22 protein-coding genes and 1 pseudogene are annotated in these 25,996 nt (G+C 61.3%); 11 read left to right on the plus strand and 12 right to left on the minus strand.

Features of this window, described 5'->3' with window-relative positions:
* From GNZ12_RS04395 to GNZ12_RS04405, 3 genes are all read left to right on the plus strand, one after another.
* The coding region (locus GNZ12_RS04395) for a DUF3138 family protein (protein ID WP_172309197.1) at nucleotides 1–730 on the plus strand (730 nt) is incomplete at its 5' end.
* 73 nt (nucleotides 731–803) lie between these two features.
* Nucleotides 804–2,096, plus strand: coding sequence for an NAD(P)/FAD-dependent oxidoreductase (locus GNZ12_RS04400; RefSeq protein ID WP_172309198.1), 1,293 nt, complete (start codon nucleotides 804–806; stop codon nucleotides 2,094–2,096).
* Nucleotides 2,096–3,418 carry an NAD(P)/FAD-dependent oxidoreductase gene (locus GNZ12_RS04405; RefSeq protein ID WP_172309199.1) on the plus strand — a complete coding sequence of 441 codons (1,323 nt, stop codon included), beginning with the start codon at nucleotides 2,096–2,098 and terminating at the stop codon, nucleotides 3,416–3,418. Before GNZ12_RS04400 ends, GNZ12_RS04405 begins: the two co-directional genes overlap by 1 nt.
* A gap of 117 nt (nucleotides 3,419–3,535) precedes the next feature.
* Here the strand turns inward: GNZ12_RS04405 and lhpH are convergent, their stop codons facing one another.
* The 6 genes from lhpH to GNZ12_RS04435 form a co-directional block, all read right to left on the minus strand.
* Nucleotides 3,536–4,543, minus strand: a complete 1,008-nt coding sequence (gene lhpH / locus GNZ12_RS04410; RefSeq protein ID WP_172309200.1) for a trans-3-hydroxy-L-proline dehydratase — start codon at nucleotides 4,541–4,543, stop codon at nucleotides 3,536–3,538.
* A gap of 38 nt (nucleotides 4,544–4,581) precedes the next feature.
* Entirely contained in the window at nucleotides 4,582–5,703 is a 1,122-nt protein-coding gene (locus GNZ12_RS04415) for a branched-chain amino acid ABC transporter substrate-binding protein (protein WP_172309201.1), read from the minus strand.
* Between the two features lie 141 nt (nucleotides 5,704–5,844).
* Nucleotides 5,845–7,104, minus strand: a complete 1,260-nt coding sequence (locus tag GNZ12_RS04420; RefSeq protein ID WP_172309202.1) for a metal-dependent hydrolase family protein — start codon at nucleotides 7,102–7,104, stop codon at nucleotides 5,845–5,847.
* A gap of 10 nt (nucleotides 7,105–7,114) precedes the next feature.
* Entirely contained in the window at nucleotides 7,115–8,410 is a 1,296-nt protein-coding gene (locus tag GNZ12_RS04425) for an MFS transporter (RefSeq protein WP_172309203.1), read from the minus strand.
* A 151-nt stretch (nucleotides 8,411–8,561) separates the two neighbouring features.
* A complete protein-coding gene (locus GNZ12_RS04430; RefSeq protein ID WP_172309204.1) occupies nucleotides 8,562–9,461 on the minus strand; it encodes a LysR substrate-binding domain-containing protein in 900 nt (299 codons plus the stop codon).
* A gap of 101 nt (nucleotides 9,462–9,562) precedes the next feature.
* Nucleotides 9,563–10,444: a LysR family transcriptional regulator gene (locus GNZ12_RS04435; RefSeq protein WP_172309205.1), complete on the minus strand. Its 882-nt coding sequence runs from the start codon at nucleotides 10,442–10,444 to the stop codon at nucleotides 9,563–9,565.
* Between the two features lie 466 nt (nucleotides 10,445–10,910).
* On the opposite strand from GNZ12_RS04435, the gene GNZ12_RS04440 reads away from it, so the two are divergent.
* The 4 genes from GNZ12_RS04440 to GNZ12_RS04455 are packed head-to-tail and all read left to right on the plus strand — an operon-like array spanning nucleotide 10,911 to nucleotide 15,283.
* Entirely contained in the window at nucleotides 10,911–11,129 is a 219-nt protein-coding gene (locus GNZ12_RS04440) for a DUF3311 domain-containing protein (protein ID WP_172309206.1), read from the plus strand.
* Nucleotides 11,126–12,595: a sodium:solute symporter family protein gene (locus GNZ12_RS04445; protein ID WP_172309207.1), complete on the plus strand. Its 1,470-nt coding sequence runs from the start codon at nucleotides 11,126–11,128 to the stop codon at nucleotides 12,593–12,595. The genes GNZ12_RS04440 and GNZ12_RS04445 overlap by 4 nt, the downstream gene beginning before the upstream one ends.
* Before the next feature lie 5 nt (nucleotides 12,596–12,600).
* Nucleotides 12,601–13,797: an amidohydrolase family protein gene (locus tag GNZ12_RS04450; protein WP_172309208.1), complete on the plus strand. Its 1,197-nt coding sequence runs from the start codon at nucleotides 12,601–12,603 to the stop codon at nucleotides 13,795–13,797.
* A gap of 34 nt (nucleotides 13,798–13,831) precedes the next feature.
* A complete protein-coding gene (locus GNZ12_RS04455) occupies nucleotides 13,832–15,283 on the plus strand; it encodes an amidohydrolase family protein (protein WP_172309209.1) in 1,452 nt (483 codons plus the stop codon).
* 13 nt (nucleotides 15,284–15,296) lie between these two features.
* Here GNZ12_RS04455 and GNZ12_RS04460 read toward each other — a convergent pair.
* Nucleotides 15,297–16,133: pseudogene (locus GNZ12_RS04460) on the minus strand (bifunctional allantoicase/(S)-ureidoglycine aminohydrolase).
* 78 nt (nucleotides 16,134–16,211) lie between these two features.
* Nucleotides 16,212–17,429, minus strand: a complete 1,218-nt coding sequence (locus GNZ12_RS04465; RefSeq protein ID WP_172309210.1) for an amidohydrolase family protein — start codon at nucleotides 17,427–17,429, stop codon at nucleotides 16,212–16,214.
* 444 nt (nucleotides 17,430–17,873) lie between these two features.
* On the opposite strand from GNZ12_RS04465, the gene GNZ12_RS04470 reads away from it, so the two are divergent.
* Genes GNZ12_RS04470 through GNZ12_RS04480 form a run of 3 tightly spaced genes read left to right on the plus strand, consistent with a single transcriptional unit; the run spans nucleotide 17,874 to nucleotide 20,552 of the window.
* Nucleotides 17,874–18,581 (plus strand): DUF969 domain-containing protein, encoded by a 708-nt coding sequence (locus tag GNZ12_RS04470; RefSeq protein ID WP_172309211.1) that lies wholly within the window; start codon nucleotides 17,874–17,876, stop codon nucleotides 18,579–18,581.
* Complete coding sequence (locus tag GNZ12_RS04475; RefSeq protein ID WP_172309334.1) at nucleotides 18,581–19,531, plus strand: DUF979 domain-containing protein; 951 nt, start codon at nucleotides 18,581–18,583, stop codon at nucleotides 19,529–19,531. Before GNZ12_RS04470 ends, GNZ12_RS04475 begins: the two co-directional genes overlap by 1 nt.
* Nucleotides 19,532–19,541: 10 nt before the next feature.
* Nucleotides 19,542–20,552 carry a DUF2891 domain-containing protein gene (locus GNZ12_RS04480; protein WP_172309212.1) on the plus strand — a complete coding sequence of 337 codons (1,011 nt, stop codon included), beginning with the start codon at nucleotides 19,542–19,544 and terminating at the stop codon, nucleotides 20,550–20,552.
* Between the two features lie 39 nt (nucleotides 20,553–20,591).
* Here GNZ12_RS04480 and GNZ12_RS04485 read toward each other — a convergent pair whose 3' ends face one another.
* A complete protein-coding gene (locus tag GNZ12_RS04485) occupies nucleotides 20,592–21,017 on the minus strand; it encodes a PRC-barrel domain-containing protein (protein ID WP_172309213.1) in 426 nt (141 codons plus the stop codon).
* Between the two features lie 220 nt (nucleotides 21,018–21,237).
* Here GNZ12_RS04485 and GNZ12_RS04490 point away from each other — a divergent pair, with 220 nt between their 5' ends.
* Complete coding sequence (locus GNZ12_RS04490; protein ID WP_172309214.1) at nucleotides 21,238–23,604, plus strand: DNA polymerase II; 2,367 nt, start codon at nucleotides 21,238–21,240, stop codon at nucleotides 23,602–23,604.
* A gap of 26 nt (nucleotides 23,605–23,630) precedes the next feature.
* Here GNZ12_RS04490 and GNZ12_RS04495 read toward each other — a convergent pair whose 3' ends face one another.
* From GNZ12_RS04495 to GNZ12_RS04505, 3 genes are read right to left on the minus strand one after another with little or no spacing between them, the layout of a single operon-like run.
* Complete coding sequence (locus GNZ12_RS04495) at nucleotides 23,631–24,752, minus strand: porin (protein ID WP_172309215.1); 1,122 nt, start codon at nucleotides 24,750–24,752, stop codon at nucleotides 23,631–23,633.
* An 11-nt stretch (nucleotides 24,753–24,763) separates the two neighbouring features.
* Nucleotides 24,764–25,117, minus strand: coding sequence for a Rieske (2Fe-2S) protein (locus tag GNZ12_RS04500; RefSeq protein WP_172309216.1), 354 nt, complete (start codon nucleotides 25,115–25,117; stop codon nucleotides 24,764–24,766).
* Between the two features lie 12 nt (nucleotides 25,118–25,129).
* Nucleotides 25,130–25,993 (minus strand): intradiol ring-cleavage dioxygenase, encoded by an 864-nt coding sequence (locus GNZ12_RS04505; RefSeq protein WP_235993600.1) that lies wholly within the window; start codon nucleotides 25,991–25,993, stop codon nucleotides 25,130–25,132.
* Nucleotides 25,994–25,996 lie beyond the last annotated feature (3 nt).

Raw genomic sequence — 25,996 nt, forward strand, 5'->3', positions numbered from 1 at the left:
CACCAACGCGCTGGGCGACCCGATCACCAGCAGCAACAAGATCCCGACCTTCACGGCCCGCCTCGACTACACGTGGTCGAGCGCGCTGGATATTGGCGGTTCGTTCAACATCGGTCGTCAGACGCTCGCAAGCGCGCAGGCAACCGATGCCACCGGCGCCCCGATTCCGGGCTCGTTCGTCTACGGCGTAGGCGGCCAGTCGCCTAATGCCTTCGGCACGTTCTTCTTCGGCGAAGCGGATATGGCCTACACGCTGGCTGACGTCCAGTACAACGCCGAAGTCGACTACGGCCAGCAGCAGAACGCCGCGTTTAACGGCGGCCAGGCGCAGTGGTACGGTCTGTCGCTGCTCGCACACCGTAAGTTCAGCTTGCCGGTGGTGGGCCGCATGGGCGCGACCGTCCGCTACGACGTGCTGGTTGACCAGAAGAACGGCGGCGGCGGCGGTGGCATCGCGTTGAACGCGAACGGCATGGACACGGCTGACGGCTTCGGTATCGGCGCGGACTGTCTTGCCAATTCGAAGGCAAGCGGCGGTCTCGGCTTCGAGTGCAAGGGCGCAATCCATCAGGACGCCGCGCTCGACGTGTTGTTCTACCCGACCCAGCAGATCACGGTCAAGGTGGAATATCGCCACGACTGGGCCAACAAGCAGGTGTTCCTGAAGAACGACGGTTCGTACGGCAAGTCCAACGACCTGCTCGCGACGCAGTTCATCTACTCGTTCTAACACGACCCGCCTCATCGCGTGGCCCGGCTTGACCGCGGGCCACGCGCCAAGGCCTCTTCTGCATGCTCTGCCTATGCTCCGATTCTCAAACCAGCCTCACGTCACCTCGTATTACGCAGCAACCGCTAACGACACCACGCGCCATCCCCCGCTCGAAGAGACACTCAATGTCGACGTCTGTGTGATCGGCGCGGGACTCACCGGCATTTCGACTGCCTTGAATCTCGCCGAACGCGGTCACTCGGTGGCCGTGCTCGAAGCATCGAAAGTCGGATGGGCCGCGAGCGGCCGCAACGGTGGCCAGTTGATCGGCGGTTTTGCCTGCGATATCGATACATTCGCGAAGTTCATGCCCGCGGATGACGTGAAGCGTGTTTGGGACATGGGGCTCGAAACCCTGGATATCGTCAAGGAGCGCGTCGCGAAGCATCAGATCGATTGCGATCTGACCATCGGGTATCTGACCGCGGCGAACAAGCCGCGCGATACGGATGCGCTGCAAAAATGGCGTGACGAAGCGCAACAGCGCTTTGGCTATGACCGCTACAGTTATGTCGACGCCGATGGCGTCGGCGAGTATGTTCAATCACAGCGCTACCTCGGCGGATTATTCGATGCGGACAGCGGCCATCTGCACCCGCTGAATTACACGCTCGGTCTGGCGCGCGCGGCACGCGAGGCCGGCGTACGGATTTTCGAAGACAGCTGCGTCACCGCGTTGCGTGTGGAAAACGGCCGGCATGTGGCCGAAACCGCGCGCGGCAAGGTGAATGCGCAATTCGTCGTGCTCGCCTGCAATACTTATCTCGGCCAACTTGCGCCGGATCTCGCCAGCAAGATCATGCCGGTCGGCACCTACGTGATCGCCACCGAACCGCTCGACCCCGATCGCGCCGAAGCGCTGATGCCGGCGAAAGCCGCGGTGTGCGACAGCCGCTTCGTGCTGGACTATTTCCGGCCGGCCCCGGACAATCGCCTGCTGTGGGGCGGTAAAGTCAGCTATTCGAAGCTCGCGCCGCGCAATCTCGGTGAAGCGATGCGCCGCGATATGCTGAAGACCTTCCCGCAACTCGACGATGTCAAAATCGACTATGCGTGGGGCGGTTTCGTCGACATCACCATGAATCGCGCACCGCATTTCGGTCGGCTGTCGCCTACGGTGTACTTCGCACAAGGCTTCTCGGGGCACGGCGTGAACACCACGGGGCTTGCGGGTAAGCTGATTGCGGAAGCAATCGACGGCCAGGCATCGCGCTTCGATCTGTTCGGCAAGATTCGGCACCGCGACTTCCCGGGCGGCGCTACACTGCGCACCCCTGCCCTCGTGCTTGCGATGGCCTGGTATCGAATGAAGAACCTGCTTTGATGAATGCTCCGACTCCTGGCTTTAACACCCTCGACCACCGCGCCGATGCGCTGATCGCCAACTCCTACTACGAAGCGAGCGCCACGCGTCCGCTTACCGACGATCCGATACTCGAGGGCACGCTGGAGGCCGACGTCTGCGTGATCGGCGCGGGTTTCTCGGGTTTGTCGGTGGCGCTGGAATGCCGGGCGCGCGGCTTGTCGGTGGTGGTGCTCGATGCGCATCGTCCCGGTTGGGGCGCATCGGGCCGCAACGGCGGACAGACGCTGGTCGGTTTCGCGAAAGACGAGATCATTGAACGTCAACTCGGGCTCGACGGTGCGCGCGCGGCGTGGGCCATGTCGGTAGAAGGCGTGGCCCTGGTGCGTGAGCGCATCGAACGCTACGGCATCGATTGCGATTTCACCGCCGGCTATCTGACGGTGGCGACCAAGCCGAAACGTGTGCCGGATTTGCGTTCGTGGATGGAATCAGCATCGCAACGCTGGGGCTATACGAAGCTCTCGTGGCTCGATACCGATGAAGTGCGTTCGCGCGTCGCTTCGCAACGCTATCTGGCGGGTGTCTACGATCCGTTTTCCGGCCATTTGCATCCGCTCAAATACTGCCTCGGCCTCGCCGACGCGGCACGTCGTGACGGTGCGCAACTGTTCGCGCATTCGCCGGTGATCGAAGTCGTGCGGGGTGCGCGCCCTATCGTGCGTACCGCTAACGGCGAAGTGCGCTGCCGTTTCGTCGCGGCGTGCGGCAATGCGACGATCGGCGACGTGCTGCCGGCGCCGGTGGCCGCGCGCATCGCGCCGATTGCGTCGTATATCGTCGCCACGGAGCCACTCGGCAAAGCGCGCGCCGACGCGCTAATCAAAGGACGCGAGGCGATTTGCGACAACAACTTTTTCCTCGATTACTTCCGCTTGTCCGCTGATCACCGCGTGCTGTTCGGCGGACGCGCAAGTTCGACCGGTGCGTCGCCCGTGCAGCTCGGTGAAGAGATTCGAAAACGCATGATCGGCGTGTTCCCTCAACTCGGCGATGTGCGAATCGACTATGCGTGGGGCGGGTTTGTCGACGTGACGCGCAATCGCGCACCCGATTTTGGCTCGATCGATCCGAACTACTTCTACGTGCAGGGCTTTTCGGGGCACGGTGTGGCGTTGACCGGGATTGGCGGTCGTGTGATTGCGAAAGCGATGGCCGGCGAGACGGCCGCCTTCGATCTGTTCGCGCAGTTGCGGCATGCGCGCTTTCCGGGTGGGCCGGCATTGCGGGGGCCAGCGCTAGAACTGGGGATGATGTATCACCGGATTCTGGAGTTGTTCTAGGCGGTGTTCGGGCGCCTCATTCACAGCGTGGTGCTCAGGTTGGCGTTGCAACGAAAAAAGGCGCGAGACTGATCGCTCAGTGACACGCGCCAACCTGGTACCACTACCGCAATTGCTCTATCGAACGAGGAACCCGTATGTCAACGGGTCTCGTTCATCCACTATCCAATTGGCAAAGCCGCATACGAAAGCCTTGCCTTCGACTTCCGGGATGACGGCCTTGAAGTCACCCACGGTCGTTTCGCTCAGGACACGTCCTTTAAAAACGGTACCGATAATGGACTCGTTCACCAACGTATCGTCTTTTCCGAGCTCCCCGCGCAGATAGAGCTGCGCGACACGTCCGCCGGTTCCCGAGCCCGTGGGCGACCGGTCAACCTCACGGTCTGCAAAGATGCAACAGTTGGCTTGCGTGGAGCCCGCATGACGGGGCGCGTTAGCAATGATGGTCCCATAGATGTGGTTGATTTCAGGGATCTCCGGATGCTCGACCGGAAACGCCTCATTGGCGGCCGCTTTAACCTCCGTACCGAAACGGATAAGCTCTTCCACCGAGGACTCACGCACTTCGAGACCGTGTGGCTGCCCGTCCGTGTAGAAATAAAACGCGCCGCCGAAGGCGATATCGCCAGTCACCGGGCCGAACGACGGCGTCTCAACCGTGACGTCCTTTTTCCAGATGAACGACGGCACGTTCACGAAGCGGACATTACCCGCGTGCTCGCCGTCCCATTGAACGAACGCTTCAATGAAGCCACATGGTGCGTCGATACCAATGCGCGTCTCCGGTATCTGACGCTGCACCCAGCCCAGCTCGACCGCGGCTGTCGACAGCGCAATGACGCCATGCCCGCAGTGGTCGCTGTAACCCTCGTTGTGCAGGAAGATGATGCCGAAATCCGCGTTCGGACTCACCGGTTCCGTCAGGTAACCCCCGTACATATCGGCATGACCGCGAGGCTCGAACATCAGCGCCTTGCGAATTTCGTCGGCGTTCTCCTTCAGCCACGCGCGTCGCTTGACGATCGTATCGCCAGGAAGACGCGGTAGACCGCTGGTAACGATGCGGAATGCTTCACCGCCGGTGTGGACTTCAACAGTCGAGATGGTGCGTGTGATTTTCATGTTTGCTTCATGAAGTCGGTGGGTGTGCGGTGTTGCTTTTACTCGCCGTACGGAACCGGCAAACCATTTTTGATGACGTACACGGTGGTCGGAGCGCCCTTGAGGTCACCATACTCGTCAAACGAATATGTCCCGGCGACTCCCTTGTAGTTTTCCTTCGCGAGTTGAGCGGTCAGCTTCGCCTTGTCGGTCGTCGTTCCCGCCTTCACCATAGCGTCGGCAAGCAACTTCACACCGTCGTAGTAGCTGACGGCGTAGACCTGCGTATCAATGTTGTAGGCAGCCTTGTACTTCTGCAGGAACTCGCGACCTGCCGCCGTCTTCTCAAGTGCGACACCGCCTTGTGCACAGTAGACGATAGACGCAGCATCGCCGGCGACCTTGCCCATATCGGCGGAGCAAATGCCATCGCCACCGAGCAGCTTCGCGCGCAGTCCACGTTGACGCATCTGCTTTGCCATCGGGGCCCCCTGCGCTGCATAGCCACCAAAGAAAATCACGTCCGGGTTCTTGGCCTTGATGGTGGTCAAAATCCCAAGGAAGTCGGTGGCTGTCGAATTGGTGAACTCCTGGTCGACAATCTGGATACCGTTGGCCTTCGCCGTCTTGATGAACTGTTCCGCGACGCCCTGACCATAAGCGGTGCGGTCATCAATGACTGCTGCAGTCCTGGCCTTCAAAGTCTTCGCAGCGAACTGTCCCATCGTGCCGCCGAGTTGTTCGTCGCTCGCGCCAATACGGAAAATGTTCTTGAAGCCTTGCTTCGTCAGAGCCGGGTTAGACGCGACCGGCAACATCGGCACACCGCCAGCATTGAAGACTCGCGATGCGGGAATGGCTACACCCGAGTTGTAGGGTCCGACGACGGCGACGACGCCGCTGTCAACGAGCTTCTGTGCAACCTGCACACCGATTTTCGGGTCCGCCTGGTCGTCTTCCGAATCCAGTTTGAAGGTGACCTTCTGTCCCGCAACTGTGACGCCGTCCTTGTTCAGTTCATCAACGGCGAGGCGAGCGCCGTTCTCGTTGTCTTTGCCATTTGGTGCCTGAGGCCCCGTGAGAGGTGCCGAATGACCGATAGTGACCACGACTTGGGCACTTGAGGACAAGGTAAAACCAGCGGCCAGCAAGGTGGCCATTATTGTTGCGATGCGGCGCATTCCTGACTCCAATTGGCTGAAAGAGAAGCCAGATTATTGGAAATCTGGGGCATACACAATCTAAACACGGTCCGCCGCGAATGATGCTGGGAGGATATTGAGTGCAAACGGTGGGCGCGACCGATGCCGCGCGCCAGCCGTTCACTCTGTGACCGGCTCGAGCAGTCGGCCGGCTTCCTTCATACACACGCCAGCCTTGATGACCACGGGAATGTGTTCGCCCTGTCCCAGCAGAAGGCAAATGTCCTCAATCGGGTCACCGTCGACCACGATGAGGTCAGCCACGGCGCCGACAGCGACTGTTCCCCGCACCCCTGCCTCACCCGTGATTTCGGCGGCAACGCAGGTTGCCGACCGGATAGCCTCGACGTTGCCGACGATTTCTGCCCGAACCGCAAACTCGTCGGACTGGAAGGGGTGCAGTTCGCCCAGCATATCCGAGCCGAACCCGACCTTCACGCCTTCGCGCGCCAGCAGCGCAAGCGCCTGCCGGCCGACGGAGCGTGCGCCCTCAATCTTGGCGAGCGACTCAGCGGGGAAACCAAGCGCGGGACCTTGTTCAACGAGACGGTCGAGTGTAGCGATGGTGGGCACAACCGCTACGCCGCGCTCCGCCAGCAGACGGGCGGTCTCCTCGTCGATGAGGTTGCCGTGCTCGATACATTTCACCCCGCACTCGACGGCGCGCCGGACGGCACGAGCGGTGTAGGCGTGCGCCATCACGTAAGTGCCGGCAGCCTCCGCTTCCTGAACCGCGGCACGGATTTCATCTTCCGAATACTGCGTGTTGGTGATGGGGTCGTTGGGCGAAGCCACACCACCTGACGCCATGATCTTGATTTGCGTGGCCCCATTGAGGAGTTCTTCGCGCACTGCCAGGCGCATCGCCTCGACACCGTCGACCACCCGGGCGATCGCTCCCTGACGCCCCAGGCACCCGCAGGCATCGTCAAGCGTGTCATTGCGCTGACGGAAGTCGCCATGCCCACCGGTCTGCGACAGCGCCTTGCCTGAGGACAGAATGCGTGGGCCCCAAAGCACGCCGCTGTTGACAGCCTCGCACATGCCAAAGTCAGCGCCACCTGCATCCCGAACGGTGGTGAACCCGCGATTCAGCATGCCGCGCAGGATGGGTAACGTCTTAAGCGCGGCCAGGAAGTTTGGCATCATCGCGTTGGCGCCCAGATTCGTTTTCGACGCGACGACGTGGACATGCAGATCGATGAAACCCGGTAGCACGGTACGCCCAGGAAGGCTCATCCTGCGGGCCTCGACAAACGACGGCGGTATCCCTCCTATTGCCGCAATCTTCCCATCGGCGATGCAGACATTGACGTTTGTCTGGCGTTTCTTCGTTGCCGGGTCGAAAACGTTGACCCCTTCGAGTACCAACCTATTCATGTGAATTTCCTCAAGCCTGGTATGGCTTTGTCAGCAAGATGCCGAGCAGGCTAACCACTGCGGCGAAGACGATGTAATAAGACGCAGACTCGGCGTCACCCGTGTGTTGAGTGAGCCAGGTGATGATGAAGGCGGCAAAGCCACCGAAGATGGTCACTGCGCCGTTGTAGGCCAAAGACAATCCCGTCGCACGGACGCGGCTCGGGAACATTTCCGTGAAGAGCGCCAGAATCGGGCCGGTGTAGGCAGCAATCAGCACGCCGAAAATTGCCTGGAAGGTCAACAGCGTGGCAAAGTCGGGCGATTTAATCAGATGAGAGAACAGTGGATAGCTGGCAACCAGAATCACGACCGCAGCAACCGACAGGACCCGCCGCTTGCCGCCCCTATCCGAGAGTGCCCCGAACACAGGTGCCATGACCATCAGCACGACACCGCTGACGACGCCCGACGTGAAGCCCTCACGCTGGGTCATGTGCAGATACTTCACCACATAAGTCGGGATGTAGAACAGGATGACGTACGTGCAGACGGTCCACAGTACGACCATCAGCAGGCTGGAGAGCACCTGGCGGGGATACTCGCGAATGACGTCACGCAGCGGCGTGTCGGTGTGGCGCTTCTCCGCTACGAACTCGGGCGTTTCCTCGATTTTCAGCCGAATGTAGTATCCAACCGGGGCCACCAGCATGCCGATGAAAAACGGAATACGCCATCCCCATGCGGTCAGCGAATCAGCTGACATGCTCGATGTGATGAGCGTACCGGTCAGGCTGCCGATGACCACGGCGAAACCGATACTCGTCTGAATCCAGCTCGAATAGAAAGCACGACGTTTAGCTGGCGCATGCTCGGTAAGGAACGCGGTAGCGCCGCCCATTTCACCGCCAGCGGACAGCCCCTGCAGCAATCGCGCGATGACGATAAGACACGGCGCGGCGATGCCGATAGATTGGTACGTAGGGGCGAAAGCAATGATGCCCGAGCCAAGCGCCATGACGAGCATGGCGAGCGACAGCGCTCGCTTGCGACCCACCTTGTCGCCGTAGATGCCGAACGCGATGCCGCCGAGCGGTCGCATCACGAAACCCACACCAAACGTTGCCAGTGATAGCAGCAGCGACGTGGTCTCGTTGCCTGCGGGGAAAAATAACTTACCGATGGTTGCTGCGAAGAACGCGTACCCGGAAAAGTCGAACCACTCCAGACCGCTGCCAATGACAGTGGCGAAAATCGCCTTCCGGCGCGTCACCGTCCTTGCGGGCAGCTCGCCCACCAGTATGCCGTTTGATGCACTCGTTGCCATTTGGACCTCTCTGGATTGTCGCTTTGCGAGGGGAGCGTTCGCGATTCGTCACGCAATCAATGTAATTTTTGGCGTGACAAGCGCATAACGCTAAATTCGCAAACGCGCTTGCAAAAAACGCAAGCGCATCCAGAGGCTTGCAACGGGGACGTCAGGAAGCGACTGTCTGACTGATTACCCACTCGCGGAATCGACGGGCGGCAGGTGTTTCCGAACGCTCCGATGGCCAGGTGACAAAGTATGAGCCGCCCATGGTGGCGTGAGCGTCCGATGCCTTGACGAGCGCGCCGTGCTCGAGGAGCGGGTCGATAACCCGGTTCCAACCGAGCGCGATGCCCTTGCCATGCGTCGCGAGCTGCACAATGAGGGGGTAGCTGTTGACAATGATGGTTTGATTGAGCGCGGGTCGTTCAAGCCCAGCCTGTTCGAACCAGGTGTGCCAGGACATCCAGCTACGTTCCGCGTCCTCCAGAACAAGCAAGGTGCAGGACAGCAGTTCCACTGGCGTCAGCTTGCGCCCATCAAGATAGGTCGGTGAACAAACCGGAAAGACCTCTTCGTCGAAAAGCTTGCGTATGTGCGTTCCGGGAACCTCGGGGTTGCGCAAATAGAAAATGCCCACGTCGTACTCGGCTGGCGAGACGGCTCCGAAGTGGTCCCGCACGATGATGCGCAGGTCCACATCGGGATTCGCATCGATAAACGAGCCGATTCTCGGCGCGAGCCAGAATACCGAGATCCCGGCCGAGCAGGACACCGTGAGGCGAGACTTGACGACGCGAGCCATCAGACTCGACGTCACGCTAGTGCACAGCTCCAACATGCGCCGCACGTCCACCGCATAGGTTTCCCCTGCTGGTGTGAGTCTTAGGGTGTTGTGCTCCCGCACGAATAGCCGGCGCCCGAGGAATGCTTCGAGTTGAGATATCTGGCGGCTCACGGCACTGGTGGAGAGGTGCAGTTCCTGCCCCGCGCGAGTGAAGCTCAGATAACGGGCGCTAGCTTCGAATGCTTGAAGACATGCGAGTGGAGGCAGCGGAGAGAGAGCCATGGCGTGCGGCGTGCTATCCAGGTTGGAGTGGAGCAGCAGGATCGCTCAACGACATCGCGAGCAAGCGGCTAGCTGGTACAAACTTTACTGGCCGTTGTTATTCACCGCCGCTGCGGCCCGAACATCCGTGCCAACGCGCGTGCAAGTTCCTTGACTACGGTATCGGCGGTCGGGCGATGAAGCAACGCGATATCCATGGTTTCAATTGAAGGCAGCCCGCTTTTCTGTGTCAGCACGGCGTGATCCGCCGTCACCGAGCGCGCGGGCAGAAGACTGATGCCGAGACCATCGGCAACGGCCGCCTGAATGCCGCTCAAACTCGAACTGATAAAGCTCATCCGCCAGCGGCGCCCGAGTCCTTCGATCGCGTTGGTCATGTCATCGCGGTAAAGCCCCCGCGGCGGAAACGCGACGATGGGAATCGGATCAAGCTGGAAAGAAGGGTTCTTCGCACTGTCGATCCACCTCAATTGCTCCGGCCAGCACGCGACTGCCTCGCGGCTGTTGCGCCGCTGCTTCACGAGGATCAGATCGAGGTCGCCGCGATCGTAGCTGGTGCCCACGTCGCGGCTCAATCCACTGGTCACTTCCAGCTTCACCTGCGGATGCTTGCGGTTGAACGCGGCGAGCATATGGGTTGTCGGGCCGCCGACGAAATCTTCCGGTACACCTAGCCGGACACTCAGTCCCACCGTCGCGCCCGACAGCGCCTCAATCATTTCATCGTTCAGCGCAAGCATCCGGCGCGCGTACGCGAGCAGCGTTTCGCCGGCATCGGTCGGACTCACGTCACGACTGCCTCGCTCGAGAAGCTTGTGTCCTGCCATGTCCTCCAGACGCCGCACTTTCTGGCTCACGGTGGATTGCGTGGAATGCAGCCGTTGGGAGGCCGCCGTAAACGTGCCGCAATCGGCCACCATGACGATGGCCTTCAGCAGATCCAGATCGAATAGCGGTGTACGTGCTTTGGCGTTGGGTTTCATCGAACCATTTGATCCTTGAATACGGACGCTGATTTCTATCACGCATCAAACAGGCTGGCAATTGCGCACGGCGCCATGAACGGACCCTCCCCGCCCCGCTCCAGTCAGGCAACGCAGCGCTCTGATAACCGCATATGTCTAACCAATAGTATTCGATTTTCAACTGATAGGCATTTGAACATTTAATTTTTGCATGTCGGGCGAGATGGATAACATCAAGTGCTGTCGATGCGGCGATTTCGCTGGCCTCGCAGTGGGCGGCTACTCCGCTTCGACATCAGACAGAAAAACTCGAACGTGGCCAAAGCGCGGCGCGACGCCGCCGTGCCAACAGAAGAAAAGCCCCACGACGAGACAAATACCCGGAGACAGGCATGAAGAAACCGCAGTTGCAGAACAGTTGGAGGAAGCCACTCGTGGGCATCGGCGCAGGCATGATGCTGGCGGGTACGGCCGGGAGGAGCTTATGAAACTCCGTATTCTTCTGGCCGCCCTGCCGTTCATCGGCATCTATTCGGGTGGCTCACTCGCCGCCGGTACGCCGCTCCTGTTCGGCCTGCCGTTTCTGCTTGTTTGGAATCTGTTCTGGATGGCGGCAACGGCCGCCATCCTCGCCATCATCTATTACCTCGACAGCCGCGACGAAGCGGCACGCGCGAGCGAGCACACGGGAGGTGGGCAATGAATCCGGCCCTCATCATCATCGTGCTGTTCGCCCTCTTCGCGCTGGCGGTCGGCCTGTACGCGCGTCGCGGCAAGACGTTCAGCCTGGAACAATGGGCCGTCGGCGGGCGCGGTTTCGGGTCGCTGCTTACCTTCCTGCTGATGGCAAGTGAGGCTTTCTCGACCTTCTCGTTTCTGGGCGCGAGCGGCTGGACCTACAGCAAGGGGGTACCGGCGTTCTACATCCTGTCGTACGGCTGCCTCGCGTACGTATTCGGTTACTGGATGCTGCCCCTCATCTGGCGCTATGCGAAGGAACGCGGCCTCGTGTCGTTCGCCGATTATTTTGCGTCGAAGTACGACAGCCGCGCCATCGGCGTGCTGGTGTCGGTAGTCGCCGTCTTCGCGATGGTGTCGTTGCTGATCATCCAGTTACGCGGTCTCGGCATTATCGTCTCCGAGATGTCATATGGCCTGATTTCGCAGGAAACGGCCATCTGGATCAGCGCGACACTGATGGTCCTGTACATGAGCGTCTCAGGCATTCACGGTTCTGCAAGCATTGCGATCTTCAAGGATGTGCTGATCCTCGGTCTCGCGATTTTTCTCGGCACCTATTTGCCGCTGCACTATTTCGGCGGCTTCGGCGAGATGTTCGCGCGCATCGACGCCGTTCATCCGGAACTGCTGCGCATGCCGGAGCACGGCTTCAATCTGAGCTGGTACAACTCGACACTCCTGCTGACATCGCTTGGCTACTACTTGTATCCTCATGGTTTCACTGCCGTCTACGTGGCACGCGACGCGTCGGCGCTGCGCAAGAACACCATGCTGATGCCGATCTACCAGGTGTTGATCGCGTTTCTGTTCCTCGTCGGTTTCGCCGCGGTCCTGACCGTGCACGGGCTCGAAGGCGCGCAAACCGATCTCGCGCTGCTGCGGCTCGTCAAGCAGACTTTCCCGTCGTGGTTCGTCGGGATCGTCGGCGGCGCGGGTCTGCTTACGGCCCTGGTGCCAGGCTCGCTGATCATGCTCAATGCGTCGACGATGATCGCCCGCAACATCTACCGCGAAGGCTTCGCACCGCAGGCAAGCGACCGCCAGGTCGGGCGCGTCGCGCGAATCGCGCTACCCCTGTTCACTCTGGTCGTTGTCTACTTCGTGCTGCGTGGCGGTTCGAACTTCGTCGCCCTCGCGATCTTCTCGTCGAGCCTGCTGACGCAACTCGTGCCCATGCTCGCCTCAAGCTTCCTGAAGCGTCCATTCGGCACCCGGGAAGCGGCGTTCGGCGGTATCTTTGCCGGTGGGATCGTGCTGGCGCTGGCGAACTGGCGCGGCATGACGCTGGCCTCTGTTTTCCCGGCCGCGCCCCTCGCCTTCACCTCCATCAACACGGGCCTCGTCGCGCTGTTCGCCAATGCAGTGGTGTTCATCGCGATCAGCGCCGCGCAGCGCGCCCGTATCGCCCCGTCCATCGAATCGGCATGACCCCTATGACTCGTTCTCTTCATCTCTCCAATGTTCGGCTGGCTGACGGCCAACCGGTTTCCGTTTCAATCGCCGACGGACGCATCGCGGCGCTTGGGACGCATGTCGAAACGCAAGCTGGCGCTCAGGCCGAAGACGGCGGCGGCGCGTTGCTGCTGTCGGGTTTTGTCGAAGGACACACGCACATCGACAAAAGCAACTGGGGCCAGTCGTGGTATCGCAACGAGGTTGGGCCCGCATTAACGGACCGGATCAACAACGAGCGTGAATGGCGCAAGACGTCGGGACACGATGCGGCCAGCCAGTCGCTCGCGCTGACGCGGGCATTCGTACAGGCAGGCACAACGCGCCTGCGCACCCACGTCGACGTCGATACTGACGCGCAATTGCGTTACGTCGAAGGCGTGCTTAGTACGCGCCAGACGATGCGCGATGTGCTGGACATGCAGATCGTCGCGTTTCCCCAGTCGGGGATGTTGATCCGTCCCGGCACGGTCGAACTGCTCGGCAGCGCGCTCGCAGCAGGCGCCGACGTACTCGGCGCGCTCGATCCCGCTTTGATCGACGGCGATCCTGTCGCGTCGCTGAACGCGACCTTTGGGCTGGCGCAACGCTACGGCAAGCCGATCGACATCCATCTGCACGAACCCGGCGAAGTCGGCGCATTCACGCTGAAACTGTTGCTCGACCGCGTCGAGGCGACGGGCATGCAGGGCCAGGTGGTGGTCAGCCACGCGTTTTGCCTCGGCGCACTACCGGAACGCGAACGCGACGCGCTGCTCGAACGAATCGCGCATCTGCGCGTGGCGCTTCTGACCAGCGCGCCGCCGTCTCGCCCCGTTCCGCCGCTCAAGCTTTGCAGGGACAAAGGCATCACGATCTTCGGCGGCAACGATGGCATTCGCGACACCTGGTCGCCGTATGGCGTACCAGACATGCTCGAGCGCGCCATGCTGATCGGCATGCGCTACGACTTGCGACGCGACGACGACATCGCGATTGCCTTCGACTGCGTGAGCGACGCGGCCGCTCGCGGCTGCGGCTTTGCGGACTATGGCCTGCGCGTCGGCGCACGCGCGGACCTCGTGCTGGTCGATGCGGAATGCGTCGCGCATGCCGTGGTTGCCCGGCCGAAGCGCAAGCTGGTCATCGCAAACGGACGCATCGTCGTGCGCAACGGCGAGCTGGTCGACGCTGTGTAACCGTGCGTGAGCACCTCACAAGAAAAATTTGCATATGAACGATAAGCAACAGGTCGACGTCCTGATCGAGCACGGCTGCGTCATCACAATCGATCCCGCGCGCCGCGTCATCGAAGATGGCGCAGTGGCCGTCAAGGGCGATCGCATCGTCGCCGTCGGCGAGACCCGCGCGCTCGCGCAGCAATTCCAGGCAGACCGCGTGATCGACGCACGCCGCAAGGCGGTGCTGCCAGGCCTCATCGACGCACATGCCCACGCCGGGCACGCGATGCTCAGGACGATCGGCGGCGCGAACGGCGATGCGTGGTCGGCGGCGTGCGAGGCGATCTATACGCGCGCATCGGACGAAATGTTCTGGGAAATGGAATCGCATCTTGCGGCACTGGAGCGCCTCAAGGCGGGCGTGACGACGGGCGTATCGCTGCTCGGCGGCGGGGACTCGATCATGCGCGTCGACGACCCCGTGTATGCGCGGCGTCACTGCGACGCGGTGGTCAGAACGGGCACCCGCTCGATCGTCGCGGTCGGCCCGTCGCGCCCACCCGAACCGCGCGCCTATACCCGGCACGGCGCGAACGGCAGCGTGATGCGCGAGGTCGATTTCGCGCAGATGGTCGAGGTTTGCAAAGAGATCATCGACACCTGCCATGGTGACGCCAACGGCCGCATCCAGATTGCACTGACGCTGCCCGTCTATGCACCGCAGCACTATCCCGAGCACGCGGCGCACGAACAGGTCTTCCGGCTTCAGGCCGGGCGCTACACGGCGTTGGCCCGCGAACGCGGTCTAAGCCTGACGCAGGATGGCCATCGCGCCGGCTCGCTGGATTTCGCGCATCGCGAGCTGGGACTGTTGAACGCGAAATCGTTCATGTCGCACGCCATCGATCTCACCGCCGCGGACATCGCGGCGTGCGTCGAGACCGGCGCCTCGATCGTGCACAACCCAAGCGCGATCATGTCGATCATCGGACGTTGCCCTGTTCCGGAACTCATCGACGCCGGCGTGACGGTGGCGATCGGCTCGGACGGCGCGGCGCCCGACCGGGGCTACGACATGTTCCGCCACATGTGGCAATGCATGCATTACCACCGCCGTCATTTTCGTGACCCGGATGTTCTGCCTCACGGCAAGGTGCTCGAAATGGTCACCATCGACGCCGCCAAAGCGTTGTCGCTCGACGACCAACTCGGTTCGCTCGAAGTGGGCAAGCAGGCCGACATCATACTGGTCGACCTTTACAAGCCGCACCTCATGCCGATGAATATGCCCGTCCATCGCGTCACCTGCTTCGCGAATGCCGGCGACGTGTGCATGACGATGGTCGGCGGCAAAATCCTGATGGAGAACTACCGGGTGCTATCGGTGGACGAAGGGGACATACTCGAGCGCGTGTCGGCGGCCGCGGATCGCGCGTTCGACCGCGCGGGTCTGCGTCATCTGCTGGAAACGCCGCCAACGCTGTGGCAGCGTAGCCATTATTGAGGCCGGAACGGTTTTATCGTGGTGCGTTGAGCGTCAACTTCATATGCCGGTTGACGTCCTTGTACAGGAGGTAGCGGAAACGGTCTGGTCCGCCGGCGTAGCAGGCTTGCGGGCAGAAGGCACGCAACCACATGAAGTCACCCGCCTCGACTTCGACCCAGTCCTGGTTCAAGCGATAAACCGCTTTACCTTCGAGCACATACAGGCCGTGTTCCATCACGTGGGTCTCGGCGAACGGAATCACGCCGCCAGGCTGGAACGTGACGATGTTGACGTGCATGTCGTGGCGCATGTCGTTCATGTCGACGAAGCGCGTCGTCACCCAGCGGCCGTCGGTGCCGGGCATCGGGATCGGCTCGATGTCCTGCTCGTTCGTCACGAAGGCCTCGGGCAGCGGCACGCCATCAACGCGCTCATAGTGCTTGCGAATTCAGTGGAAACGGGCCGTGTCGCCGCTTCGATTGCGCAACGACCAGTCCGTGCCGGGCGGAATAAACGCGTAGCCACCGGGCTTGAGAACATGCACGGCGCCGTGCAGCGTGACTTCGATTTCGCCCTCGACGACAAAGAGCACGCCTTCGGCCTTCTCGTCCTGTTCGGGACGCTCGCTGCCGCCGCCGGCACCGACTTCCACGATGTACTGCGCAAACGTCTCGGCAAATCCGGATAGCGGGCGCGCCAGTACCCACAGTCGGGTCTTTTCCCAGAACGGCAGATGGCTGGTGACGATATCCCGCATCACGCCTTTGGGAATGACCGCATACGCTTCGGTAAACATGGCGCGGTCTGTCAGCAGTTCGGTCTGGGCGGGATGGCCGCCGTGAGGGGCATAGTAAGGGGTCCGTGACATTCGACACTCTCCTTGATCATTCACGTTGATGTTCCGACGGCGGCACGCCATGTATCGGCTTCCTGCCGGCCGGTGGTTTCAGCCGACGATGCCTTGCCTGGGCATCGTGACCTTGAACTGCAAGCGGGACGCATCGCCCCAGAATTGCCCGCTTCGGACAATGGCCCGGTCGGCCGGTACGGCAGCAACGGCAGCAGCGGCGTTCGGCGCCTTCACGACGACGAAGCTCGCCTCATTGCCGACCTTGAGTCCGTAGCCGCTTTTCTCCAGCACCGCGGCGCCCGCATCCGTGGCCATGTGCAGCGCAACGCGCAGTTCTTCATCGGTATAGAAACCGGAGCGGTAACCAACCAGCATGGCTCTTTGCAACATGTCGCCGTTGCCATACGGCCACCACGCGTCCTGAATGTTGTCGTTGCCGGTGAACACGCGCACCCCTGCTGCGCGCAGTTGCAGGATCGGTGGAAACGCGCGCTCGCCCGGCGCATTCGTCATGATCGATACGCCGGCTTCCGCAAGCGCGACGGCTACCCGATCGACCACCTCGGGCGCGACGTCGCCAAGCCCGTAGGCGTGGCTCACCGATACCCGGCCGTTCAACCCCGATGCCCTGGTGCGCGCGGCAATACGGTGCAGTTGATCAATACCTTGCTGTCCCGCCTCATGGAGGTGAATATCGATTTTCACGCCGCGCTTTTCAGCAATGCCAAAGACAATGTCGAGCTGACCTTCAGCGTCGCCATCCAGCGTTGTCGGGTCGATACCGCCCACCACCTGCGCGCCTTCACGGGCTGCGGCATCCAGAATCTCCGCCGTGCCGGGACATGACACGACGCCCGCCTGCGGAAACGCGACGAGTTCGATATCCACGACGCCGCGCCATTTCTCGCGTGCCTCCATGACGGCATGCAGGTTCGTCAGACCCGTCGTCGCGTCGACATCGACATGGCTGCGCATCGCAATGGTGCCGAACGACGCGGCCTGGCGGATCAGCGCATCGGCGCGCTCGACGATAGGCGCGGCGCTGGCCAGTTCCTGCTTTTCGATAGCGAGACGCTCACGCAGGCTCGCGACATGACGATGAGGACGCCAGCCATCGCCAACGAAGCTTTTATCGAGGTGAATATGTCCATCGACGAACCCGGGCAACACCAGGTGCCCGGCCAGATCGACGACCTCCGCGCCGCCGATCTCGGGGCATTCCGGACCGATGCCGACAAAGCGCCCCTCATGGACGGCGAGGTTGAGCGGGCTGCCGTCGGCGTCTACGGCATTGACGAATACGCGGTCGAACATGGTGCTGCCTCTGCGAGTCAGGACTCATCCAACGCGCCCTGATCGGGTTGCGTTCGGCGCGCTGCATGGTCCTATGTGGGATGGATCCTTGCACCATATCGAACAGCCGCAGTATCCACAAATTAAATGTTGGAATGGCCTACATTCACTTTCTAAATAGTTTGGCGCGAACCCCCGTCAGCAATAGCTGCGCGATCTGACGTTCCCACCTCCCCTCGGCGCGCCCGCTCCCCGACGTGACCATTCGCCATCCTGGCGTTTACCCCAAAAGTTCATTTTGCCGACTATTTATCAATAAATTATCGTGTTAGATTTCGTCGCTCGCGACCCGTTGCAACCTGGCGCAACCTGCCACTGCCCGAGTGCAACCGGCTGTCACCGGGCATCCCAAGCAACGCGCGCAGCAGTAAAAACAACGACATAGCAGCGACACAGGAGAACAACATGTGGGTATTAATTGGCGTGCCGATCGTCGTAGTCGGCTTCGCATTGCGCTTCAACGCGCTACTGGTAGTGACAATCGCGGGGATCGCCACGGGCATCGCCGGTGGCCTGCAACCCGTGGAGATCGTCAGCGCATTTGGCAAGGCATTCGCCGATAACCGCTACATGGGCCTGATCTGGCTCACGCTGCCTGTGATCGCGCTGCTCGAACGCAACGGCCTGAAAGAACAGGCCAAGCACCTGATTTCGCGTTTGCACGCTGCCACCACGGGCCGCGTGCTCATGCTGTATTTCGTGATTCGCCAGATCACCGCCGCACTTGGGCTCACGTCGCTCGGCGGTCATGCGCAGATGGTGCGCCCGCTAATCGCGCCGATGGCCGAGGCGGCCGCCGCGAACCGCTACGGCGAGTTACCCGACGAGGTGCGCCAACAGATTCGTGCGAATGCGTCGGCGGTCGACAACATTGCCGTGTTCTTCGGCGAAGACATTTTCATTGCGATCCAGTCGATCCTGCTGATCAAAGGCTTCCTTGAACAGAACGGCATCATGGTCGAGCCCTTGCACGTGTCGGTGTGGGCAATTCCCACCGCGATCGCCGCACTCCTGATTCACGTCGTGCGCCTGATGCTGCTCGATCGCAATCTGTCGCACAAGATGAATACGCTGGGAATGGCACGGGGACAGGAACGAGGTATCGCACGATGATGATCAAGCTCGAATCTCTCTACGTGCTGGCCGGTTTGATGTTTGCCGCTTTCGCGCTCTTCAATCTGCAAGACCGCTCAAATCCGCGCCGCCTCGTCAACTTTCTGTTCTGGGGCATTTATGCGATCACCTTCATGTTCGGCGGAGAATTGCCGCATTTCGTGACCGGGTGCCTCGCCATCGCGCTCGCCTTGATCGCCGGTTCCGGCAAGCTCGGCAAAGGCAAAACAGACAGCAACAGTGAAACGGCCGCCGCGCGCCGCGAAGCAAACGCACGGCGCTTCGGCAGCAAGCTTTTCATACCGGCGCTGCTGATTCCGGTCATCACCTTGCTCGGCACCTTGACGCTGAAATACGTACCGTTCGTTGAACCGAAGAACGTCACGCTGATTTCGCTGGTGCTAGGCACGCTAGTCGCGTTCGGCGCGGCGCTGTTCATGTTGCGCGACTCGCCGGTGCACGCATTGAAAGACGCGCGGCACACCATGGATACCGTGGGATGGGCAGCCATTCTGCCGCAGATGCTGGCCGCTCTCGGCGCGCTGTTTGCGATCGCCGGCGTGGGCCATGTGGTGTCGGATCTCGTGAAAACCTGGATTCCAGTCGACTCCGCTTTCGCGGTGGTCGCGGCTTATACATTCGGCATGGCGATCTTCACGATGATCATGGGTAACGCGTTCGCCGCTTTTCCGGTGATGACCGCTGGCATTGGTCTGCCATTGATCGTCCATCAATTCCACGGCAACCCGGCCATTCTCGGCGCGATCGGCATGCTGTGCGGCTTCTGCGGCACATTGATGACCCCAATGGCCGCCAACTTCAATATCGTGCCGGCCGCGCTGCTGGAGCTGAAAGACCAGAACGGCGTGATCAAGGCGCAGTGGCCGACCGCTTTACTATTATTGGTCGTCAATACCATACTGTTGTACCTGTTCGTATTCCGCTTCTGAGGAGTCGCCGATGACTGCCCAACTCACGCCCGAATTCGCGTCCAGATTCGCCAATCTCGCCCTCGCCCACCTCACGCGCGAGTATCCGAACAAGCTGACCCACTCGCTCGCCGGTCCGCAAGACGTGCAAGGCCCGCGCGCCTTGCATCCAATCTTTTACGGCAGCTACGACTGGCATTCATGCGTGCATGGCTACTGGCTGATCCTGCATCTGCTCGACCGCTTTCCGGATCTACCGGAAGCCGCGCGCATCGTCGCGGTGGTCGACGAGCACTTCACCGAGGCGAATGTGGCCGGTGAGCTTGCGTATCTCGACCTGCCGCACAATCGCGGTTTCGAGCGCCCGTATGGATGGGCATGGCTGCTCGCGCTGAGCGCGCAACTCCATTCGCTGAAGCTTTCGGAAGCCGCGCGCTGGTCCAAGGTTTTTACGCCGCTTACCGAGACCTTTGTCGACCGCTTCGAGGAATTTTTGCCGAAAGCGACCTACCCGTTGCGCGTCGGTACGCACTTCAACATGGCATTCGCGCTTGCGCTCACGCTCGATTTCGCGCGGCAAACTTCGCGTGAATCGCTTGAGGCGCTGCTGGTGAGAACGGCCGAGCGCTGGTTTTTGAACGACGTCGCTTGCCAGGCATGGGAGCCCGCCGGCGACGAGTTTTTGTCGCCTTCACTGATGGAAGCGGAGTTGATGCGGCGCGTGTTGCCGCCCGCGCAATTCGTTGAATGGTTCAGGCGCTTTCTGCCGGATCTCGGCGCGAAGAAGCCCGCCACGCTGTTCGAACCCGTTACCGTGACCGATCGCACCGACGGCAAGATCGCCCACCTGGATGGCCTGAATCTGAGCCGCGCATGGTGCCAGCGGTCGCTGGCGCGCGCGCTGCCCGCCGGCGACGTGTGCCGGACCCTATTGTGCGAGTCGGCCGAGCGTCATCTCCAGAGCGCCCTGCCACACGTGGCCGGTGACTATATGGGCGAACACTGGCTGGGCACGTTCGCCACGCTCGCGCTGGAAGCGTGATCCAGCCGGCAGAGTCCGAGACTCCGCCGGCTCCGCGCATTACTGGCCAGTCAGCTTTTTAGGCTTCGGCGGCGTCTGAACCTTGTTGTACTGAAACTCGGGCGTCGCCTTCAAGGCATCTTTGGTCGCACCGGCCAGATAGAAATTCCCCGAACGGATATCGAGCGCAGCGACAGGCACCGCTACGTCATGCGACGCCACGCCCAGGAATCCGCCGGCAGCGACGATGGCAGCGGACAGCGAGCCGTCGGGCGCGACCACCAGATCGCGAATCGAACCGATTTTCTCGTTCTGGTCGTTGTACACAGCCTTGCCGAGAATGCTCTTCTTCACACTCCAGCCGCTCAACAGCGCGTTCGACTGCTCGACGGTGACGCTCAGGGGTTGCGTACCGGCGACTTGCGCCTGCGCACCAAAACTGGTTGCACCTACCGCGACCACAACAACAAGTTTGCTCAACGTCATATCCTTCACTCCGTTCTTAGTAGACTTGACCGGCGCGGGGTCTGCGCCGAAGGAATCGCTGCAAAACGATCATACAGACTACGCGGCGCGGCTGCATCCAGCCCGGCCATACGAACGAACCCAACACGCATCGCTGCCGCGGAGAAAGGTGAAGAGCGCGGCCCAAAGCGCATAACGGTAAAATCAAGCCAGGCGATGACGCCCGTTTAGAGGTGGAAGTTTGACTGAGCTTGAACAGGGTTTCATTTTGACCCGACATTGGCGGGATACGCCCGCCGGCACGGAAGTGGATTTCTGGCTGGCAACAGACGGCGGGCCCCGTCACATCCGCCTGCGCCCTCAGCCTTCGGTGGCGTTCATTCCGGCTGAACACCGCGAGCGCGCCGAAACGATCCTGCGCCGTGAAGCGCCGCTCGATCTGCGTCCGCTCGACCTGTGCGACTTCCACCATCGGCCGGTGATGGGGCTTTACTGCCAGCAGTACCGGCAGTTGACCGGATTCGAGAAACGTCTGAAGCAAGGCGGCGTCGATGTCTACGAGGCCGACATTTTCCCGCCTGAGCGCTACATGATGGAGCGCTTCATCACCGCGCCGGTGTGGTTCGGCGGCGCCGCACAGCATGGCGGCCCGCTTCTGAACGGCGAATTGAAGCCGGCTACGAATTACCGTCCGCAGTTAAAGCTGGTGTCGCTCGATATCGAAACCAGCGCGCATGCGGAGCTCTATTCCATCGCGCTCGAAGGTTGCGGGCAGCGTCAGGTCTATATGCTGGGGCCGCCGAACGGCGAGCCCAGCGGTGTGGACTTCGACCTCGAATACTGCGAAACCCGCGCCCAGTTGCTCGAAAAACTGAACATGTGGCTGGAGCGGCACGACCCCGACGCGATCATCGGCTGGAACCTCGTGCAGTTCGATCTGCGTGTGCTGCAGCAGCACGCCGAACGATATCGCGTGCCGCTGCGGCTGGGCCGCGGCGGCGCGGTGATGGAATGGCGTGAGCACGGCCACAAACAGAACCATTTCTTCGCGGGCGCCACGGGAAGACTGATCATCGACGGTATCGAAGCGTTGCGCTCCGCAACGTGGAGTTTCCCCTCGTTCAGCCTCGAATATGTCTCGCGCTCGGTGTTAGGCGTTGGCAAGTCGATTGACAATCCGTACCAGCGCATGGATGAAATCCAGCGCCGCTTCGATGAGGACAAGCCCGCACTGGCGCACTACAACCTGAAGGATTGCGAGCTGGTCACACGCATCTTTGCGAAGACCGAGTTGCTGCATTTTCTGTTGGAGCGCGCGACGGTCACCGGTCTGCCTGCGGATCGCAGCGGCGGATCGGTCGCGGCGTTCACGCACTTGTATATGCCGCGGATGCATCGGCAAGGCTACGTCGCACCGAATCTCGGTGACGTAGCCGGTGCCGCGAGCCCCGGGGGTTTCGTAATGGACTCACGGCCCGGGCTCTACGATTCCGTCCTGGTGCTCGACTACAAGAGCCTGTACCCGTCGATCATCCGCACGTTTCTGATCGACCCGGTGGGTCTTGTGGAAGGCATGCGGAATCCCGGCGACGATCAATCGGTGCCGGGCTTTCTCGGCGCACGCTTCTCGCGCAGCCGCCATTGCTTGCCGTCGATCGTCGGCCAGGTGTGGCAAGCGCGCGAAACAGCCAAACGCGAGCACAACAAGCCGCTTTCGCAGGCGTTGAAGATCATCATGAACGCCTTTTACGGTGTGCTCGGATCCACAGTTTGCCGGTTCTTCGACCCGCGTCTCGCGTCGTCGATCACCATGCGTGGCCATGAAATCATGCACGCCACGCGTGAGCTGATCCAGACGCAAGGTTACGAGGTCATTTACGGCGACACGGATTCGACTTTCGTGTGGCTGAAGCACGCGCATAGCGAGGAAGCGGCGAGCCGCATTGGGCGCGCGCTCGTCGAGCATATCAACGCGTGGTGGAAGCAGAATCTGCAGGCGCGTTTCGGGCTCGACAGTGCGCTCGAACTGCAATTCGAGCGGCATTACGCGCGCTTTTTCATGCCGACGATTCGCGGCGCCGAGGAAGGCAGCAAGAAACGCTACGCAGGCTTGACCGTTCTGCCGGACGGCAGCGAGGACATCGTCTACAAGGGGCTCGAAACGGTGCGGACCGACTGGACGCCGCTCGCCCAGCAGTTTCAGCAGGAGCTCTACCGGCGAATCTTCAAGCAACAGCCGTATCAGGATTATGTGCGCGACTACGTGCGCGATACGCTTGACGGGAAACTGGACGATCAGCTCGTGTACCGCAAGCGGCTGCGCAGGCCGCTTAGCGAATACGAGCGCAACGTGCCGCCGCACGTGCGCGCGGCACGTGTGGCCGACGACTTCAATCGGCAACAGGGACGGCCGTTGCAGTACCAGAACGGCGGCTGGATCAGCTACGTGATGACGACCGCCGGACCGGAACCGCTCGAAACCTTGCGCTCGGCGATCGACTACGAACACTATCTGACACGGCAGTTGCAACCGGTCGCCGACGCGATCCTACCCCTATTGCACGATGACTTTACGACCTTGACGTCGGGGCAGAAGCAGTTGTTCTGACTCCGCCGTCACTCGCTTGACCGGCCTCAGAAGCTAGTGCGCAAACCGATGCGTGCAAGCGTCTGCGACCGGTTGCTCGCCGCGCCGTCCGGTTGCAACAAGCCGTTGATCCACGCTTGCGTCACTGACGCGTCGCCGCCCGCACGCTGATAAATCGCTTCAACGTAACCGGTGGTGCGCTTCGAGAAGTTGTATTGCAGCGCCGTGGTGATTTGCTGCGCTTTGTTGTCCAGCAGCACGTCGTTGCCTTTCATGTACGTATAGTCAAGACCGAGGGTCCAGGCCCCGGAGATCGTCCACGCCGCGCCGCCCTTGTAGACATTGATCGTCGCGCCACTCGCGGTATTTTTCGTGTTCGTGTAGAGCAGCATCGCCAGCACGCTGCCGAAGTTATAGTGCGCACCCGCGCCGAAGTTACGGATGCCGTCGTGACCGTTGCCCAGTTGCGGATATTTCACTTCGACGTACGCCGCACCCACGCCCAGCGGACCGTTCGCATAGTTCGCACCGAAGCTCATGGTCGAGTCTTCGGAAAACGAACCGGGCACTCCGCCAAACCCATAGAGTGCGCCGAAAGTGAAACCCGAGATATCTGGGCTGCGATACTTGACCGAGTTCGCCACCCGCGTCGCGCCCGCCATCCGGTCGAAATCGAACGAGCCGGTCGGATTGTTCGGCACGCCCAGCGCGGTAAACGGCCCCTGACGAAAATCGTAGATCCCGCCGAACAGGAACGCGCCGTCATACAGCCCGAGCGTCAGCGTCTCGAACATGAAGTCGTACTGGTTGCCGAACGTCAGTGAACCGAAGCGATCGTTGGTAAGTCCGACCAGGGCAGTGCGGTTGAAAAGCTGCCCCGCGCCGGGAGTGGTCGCGCCGCTGCCCAGATCGAACTGCGACGTGAGTTCGAAGATCGCCTTGTTGCCACCGCCCAGGTCTTCGCTGCCTTTGAAGGTCAGCAGATCCGGCGATAGCACGCCGCTGTCGAACAACGTCGCCGCGCCCCCATGCTGGTTGTTCACGTACGTCACGCCCGCATCGATCACGCCTTGCAGTGTCACGCTGCTTTGCGCGCTTGCGAAGCCCGGCGCCATCAACGCGACCGTGCAGCCTGCTATCGAAAAGCGCTTCGACTTAGTCTTCTTCATGCCAGTCTCCTTCAGTCGTTGTTGAATATATTTCGCTGCTCAATTCGAATGGGAACGCGCGTGAGCGCCGCCCCCTGACACGGACCGTCGATGCACAAGCCGTCGTCGAAACGGAACATCGCGCTGTGATGCGCGCACATCAGCAGTTCCGCGTCGTAGGCCCAGAACGTGTTCGGCTCGTAGTTCAGCGGAATCGAAAAGTGCGGGCACAGGTTGCGATAGGCCCAGGCGTCGTCGCCCCGGCGCAACACGACGATGCCTGGTGCGCCGGTTTGCTCAGCGGCAATTTCCAGCGCGCCGCCATCGGGAATATCGTCGAGCGTGCACAGAAAGCCCGCTTGAGGTTCGGGACTCGCCGCGTTCATCACGTGGCCTCCTCACGCGTGTCGTTGACTCAGCACGAAGTCGCGCTGGACTTCGAAGAACGGGCTCGGCAAATCCCACTGCCTCGCAGCAGCCGCGCTGTCGTTCACCACGTAGTCGATGACGAGCGACGGCTTCGCGCCGAACACCGCGTCAGATTCGACATATGGGTCACCGGCGGAATACAGCGCGGTCGTGAGTGTCTCGTAGCCAGGGGCCTCGATCAGGAAGTGAACGTGAGCGGGCCGCATCGGATGACGTCCGGTCGCCATCAGCATCTGTCCGACCGGGCCGTCGGTCGGAATCGGATAGCTGGTGGGCTTGATGGTTCTGAACGCGTATTCGCCGTTCGGCCCCGAACGGAATTTGCCGCGCAGATTGCTCTCGGGCTGATCGGGGTCCTGACCTTCGTACATGCCGTTATTCGCCGTCTCCCACACCTCGATCAGCGCGCCGGCCACCGGCGCGCCACGATCATCGACGAGGCGGCCATGAATCAGCGCCGGCTCGCCTTCGGTGCGCGCGATGTTGGCGCCGAAATCTTCATCCTTTGCGCCTTCGCGATAGAACGGGCCAAGCAGGGTGCTCTCGGTGGTATCGCCGCCGCGCCCGTGGTTGATCGCATCGACCATGATCGACAGGCCCAGCGTGTCCGACAGCAGAATGAACTCCTGGCGGATGCCGCTGCACTTGTTGCCGGTCGCGGTCAGGAATTCGATGCCGCGGCGCCATTCGTCACCGGTCAGATCGACCTCGCTGGCAAAGGCATGGAGATGTTTCACCAGCGCGGTCATGATCTGCTTCAGACGGAGATCGGTACAGCCGGCAAAGGTCTTGAGTACGTTCTGCGTCAAGGGATGGACAGTTTCGTCGTTCATGGT

The organism is Paraburkholderia solitsugae (assembly GCF_013177695.1).
In the GTDB taxonomy this organism is placed as follows: domain Bacteria; phylum Pseudomonadota; class Gammaproteobacteria; order Burkholderiales; family Burkholderiaceae; genus Paraburkholderia; species Paraburkholderia solitsugae.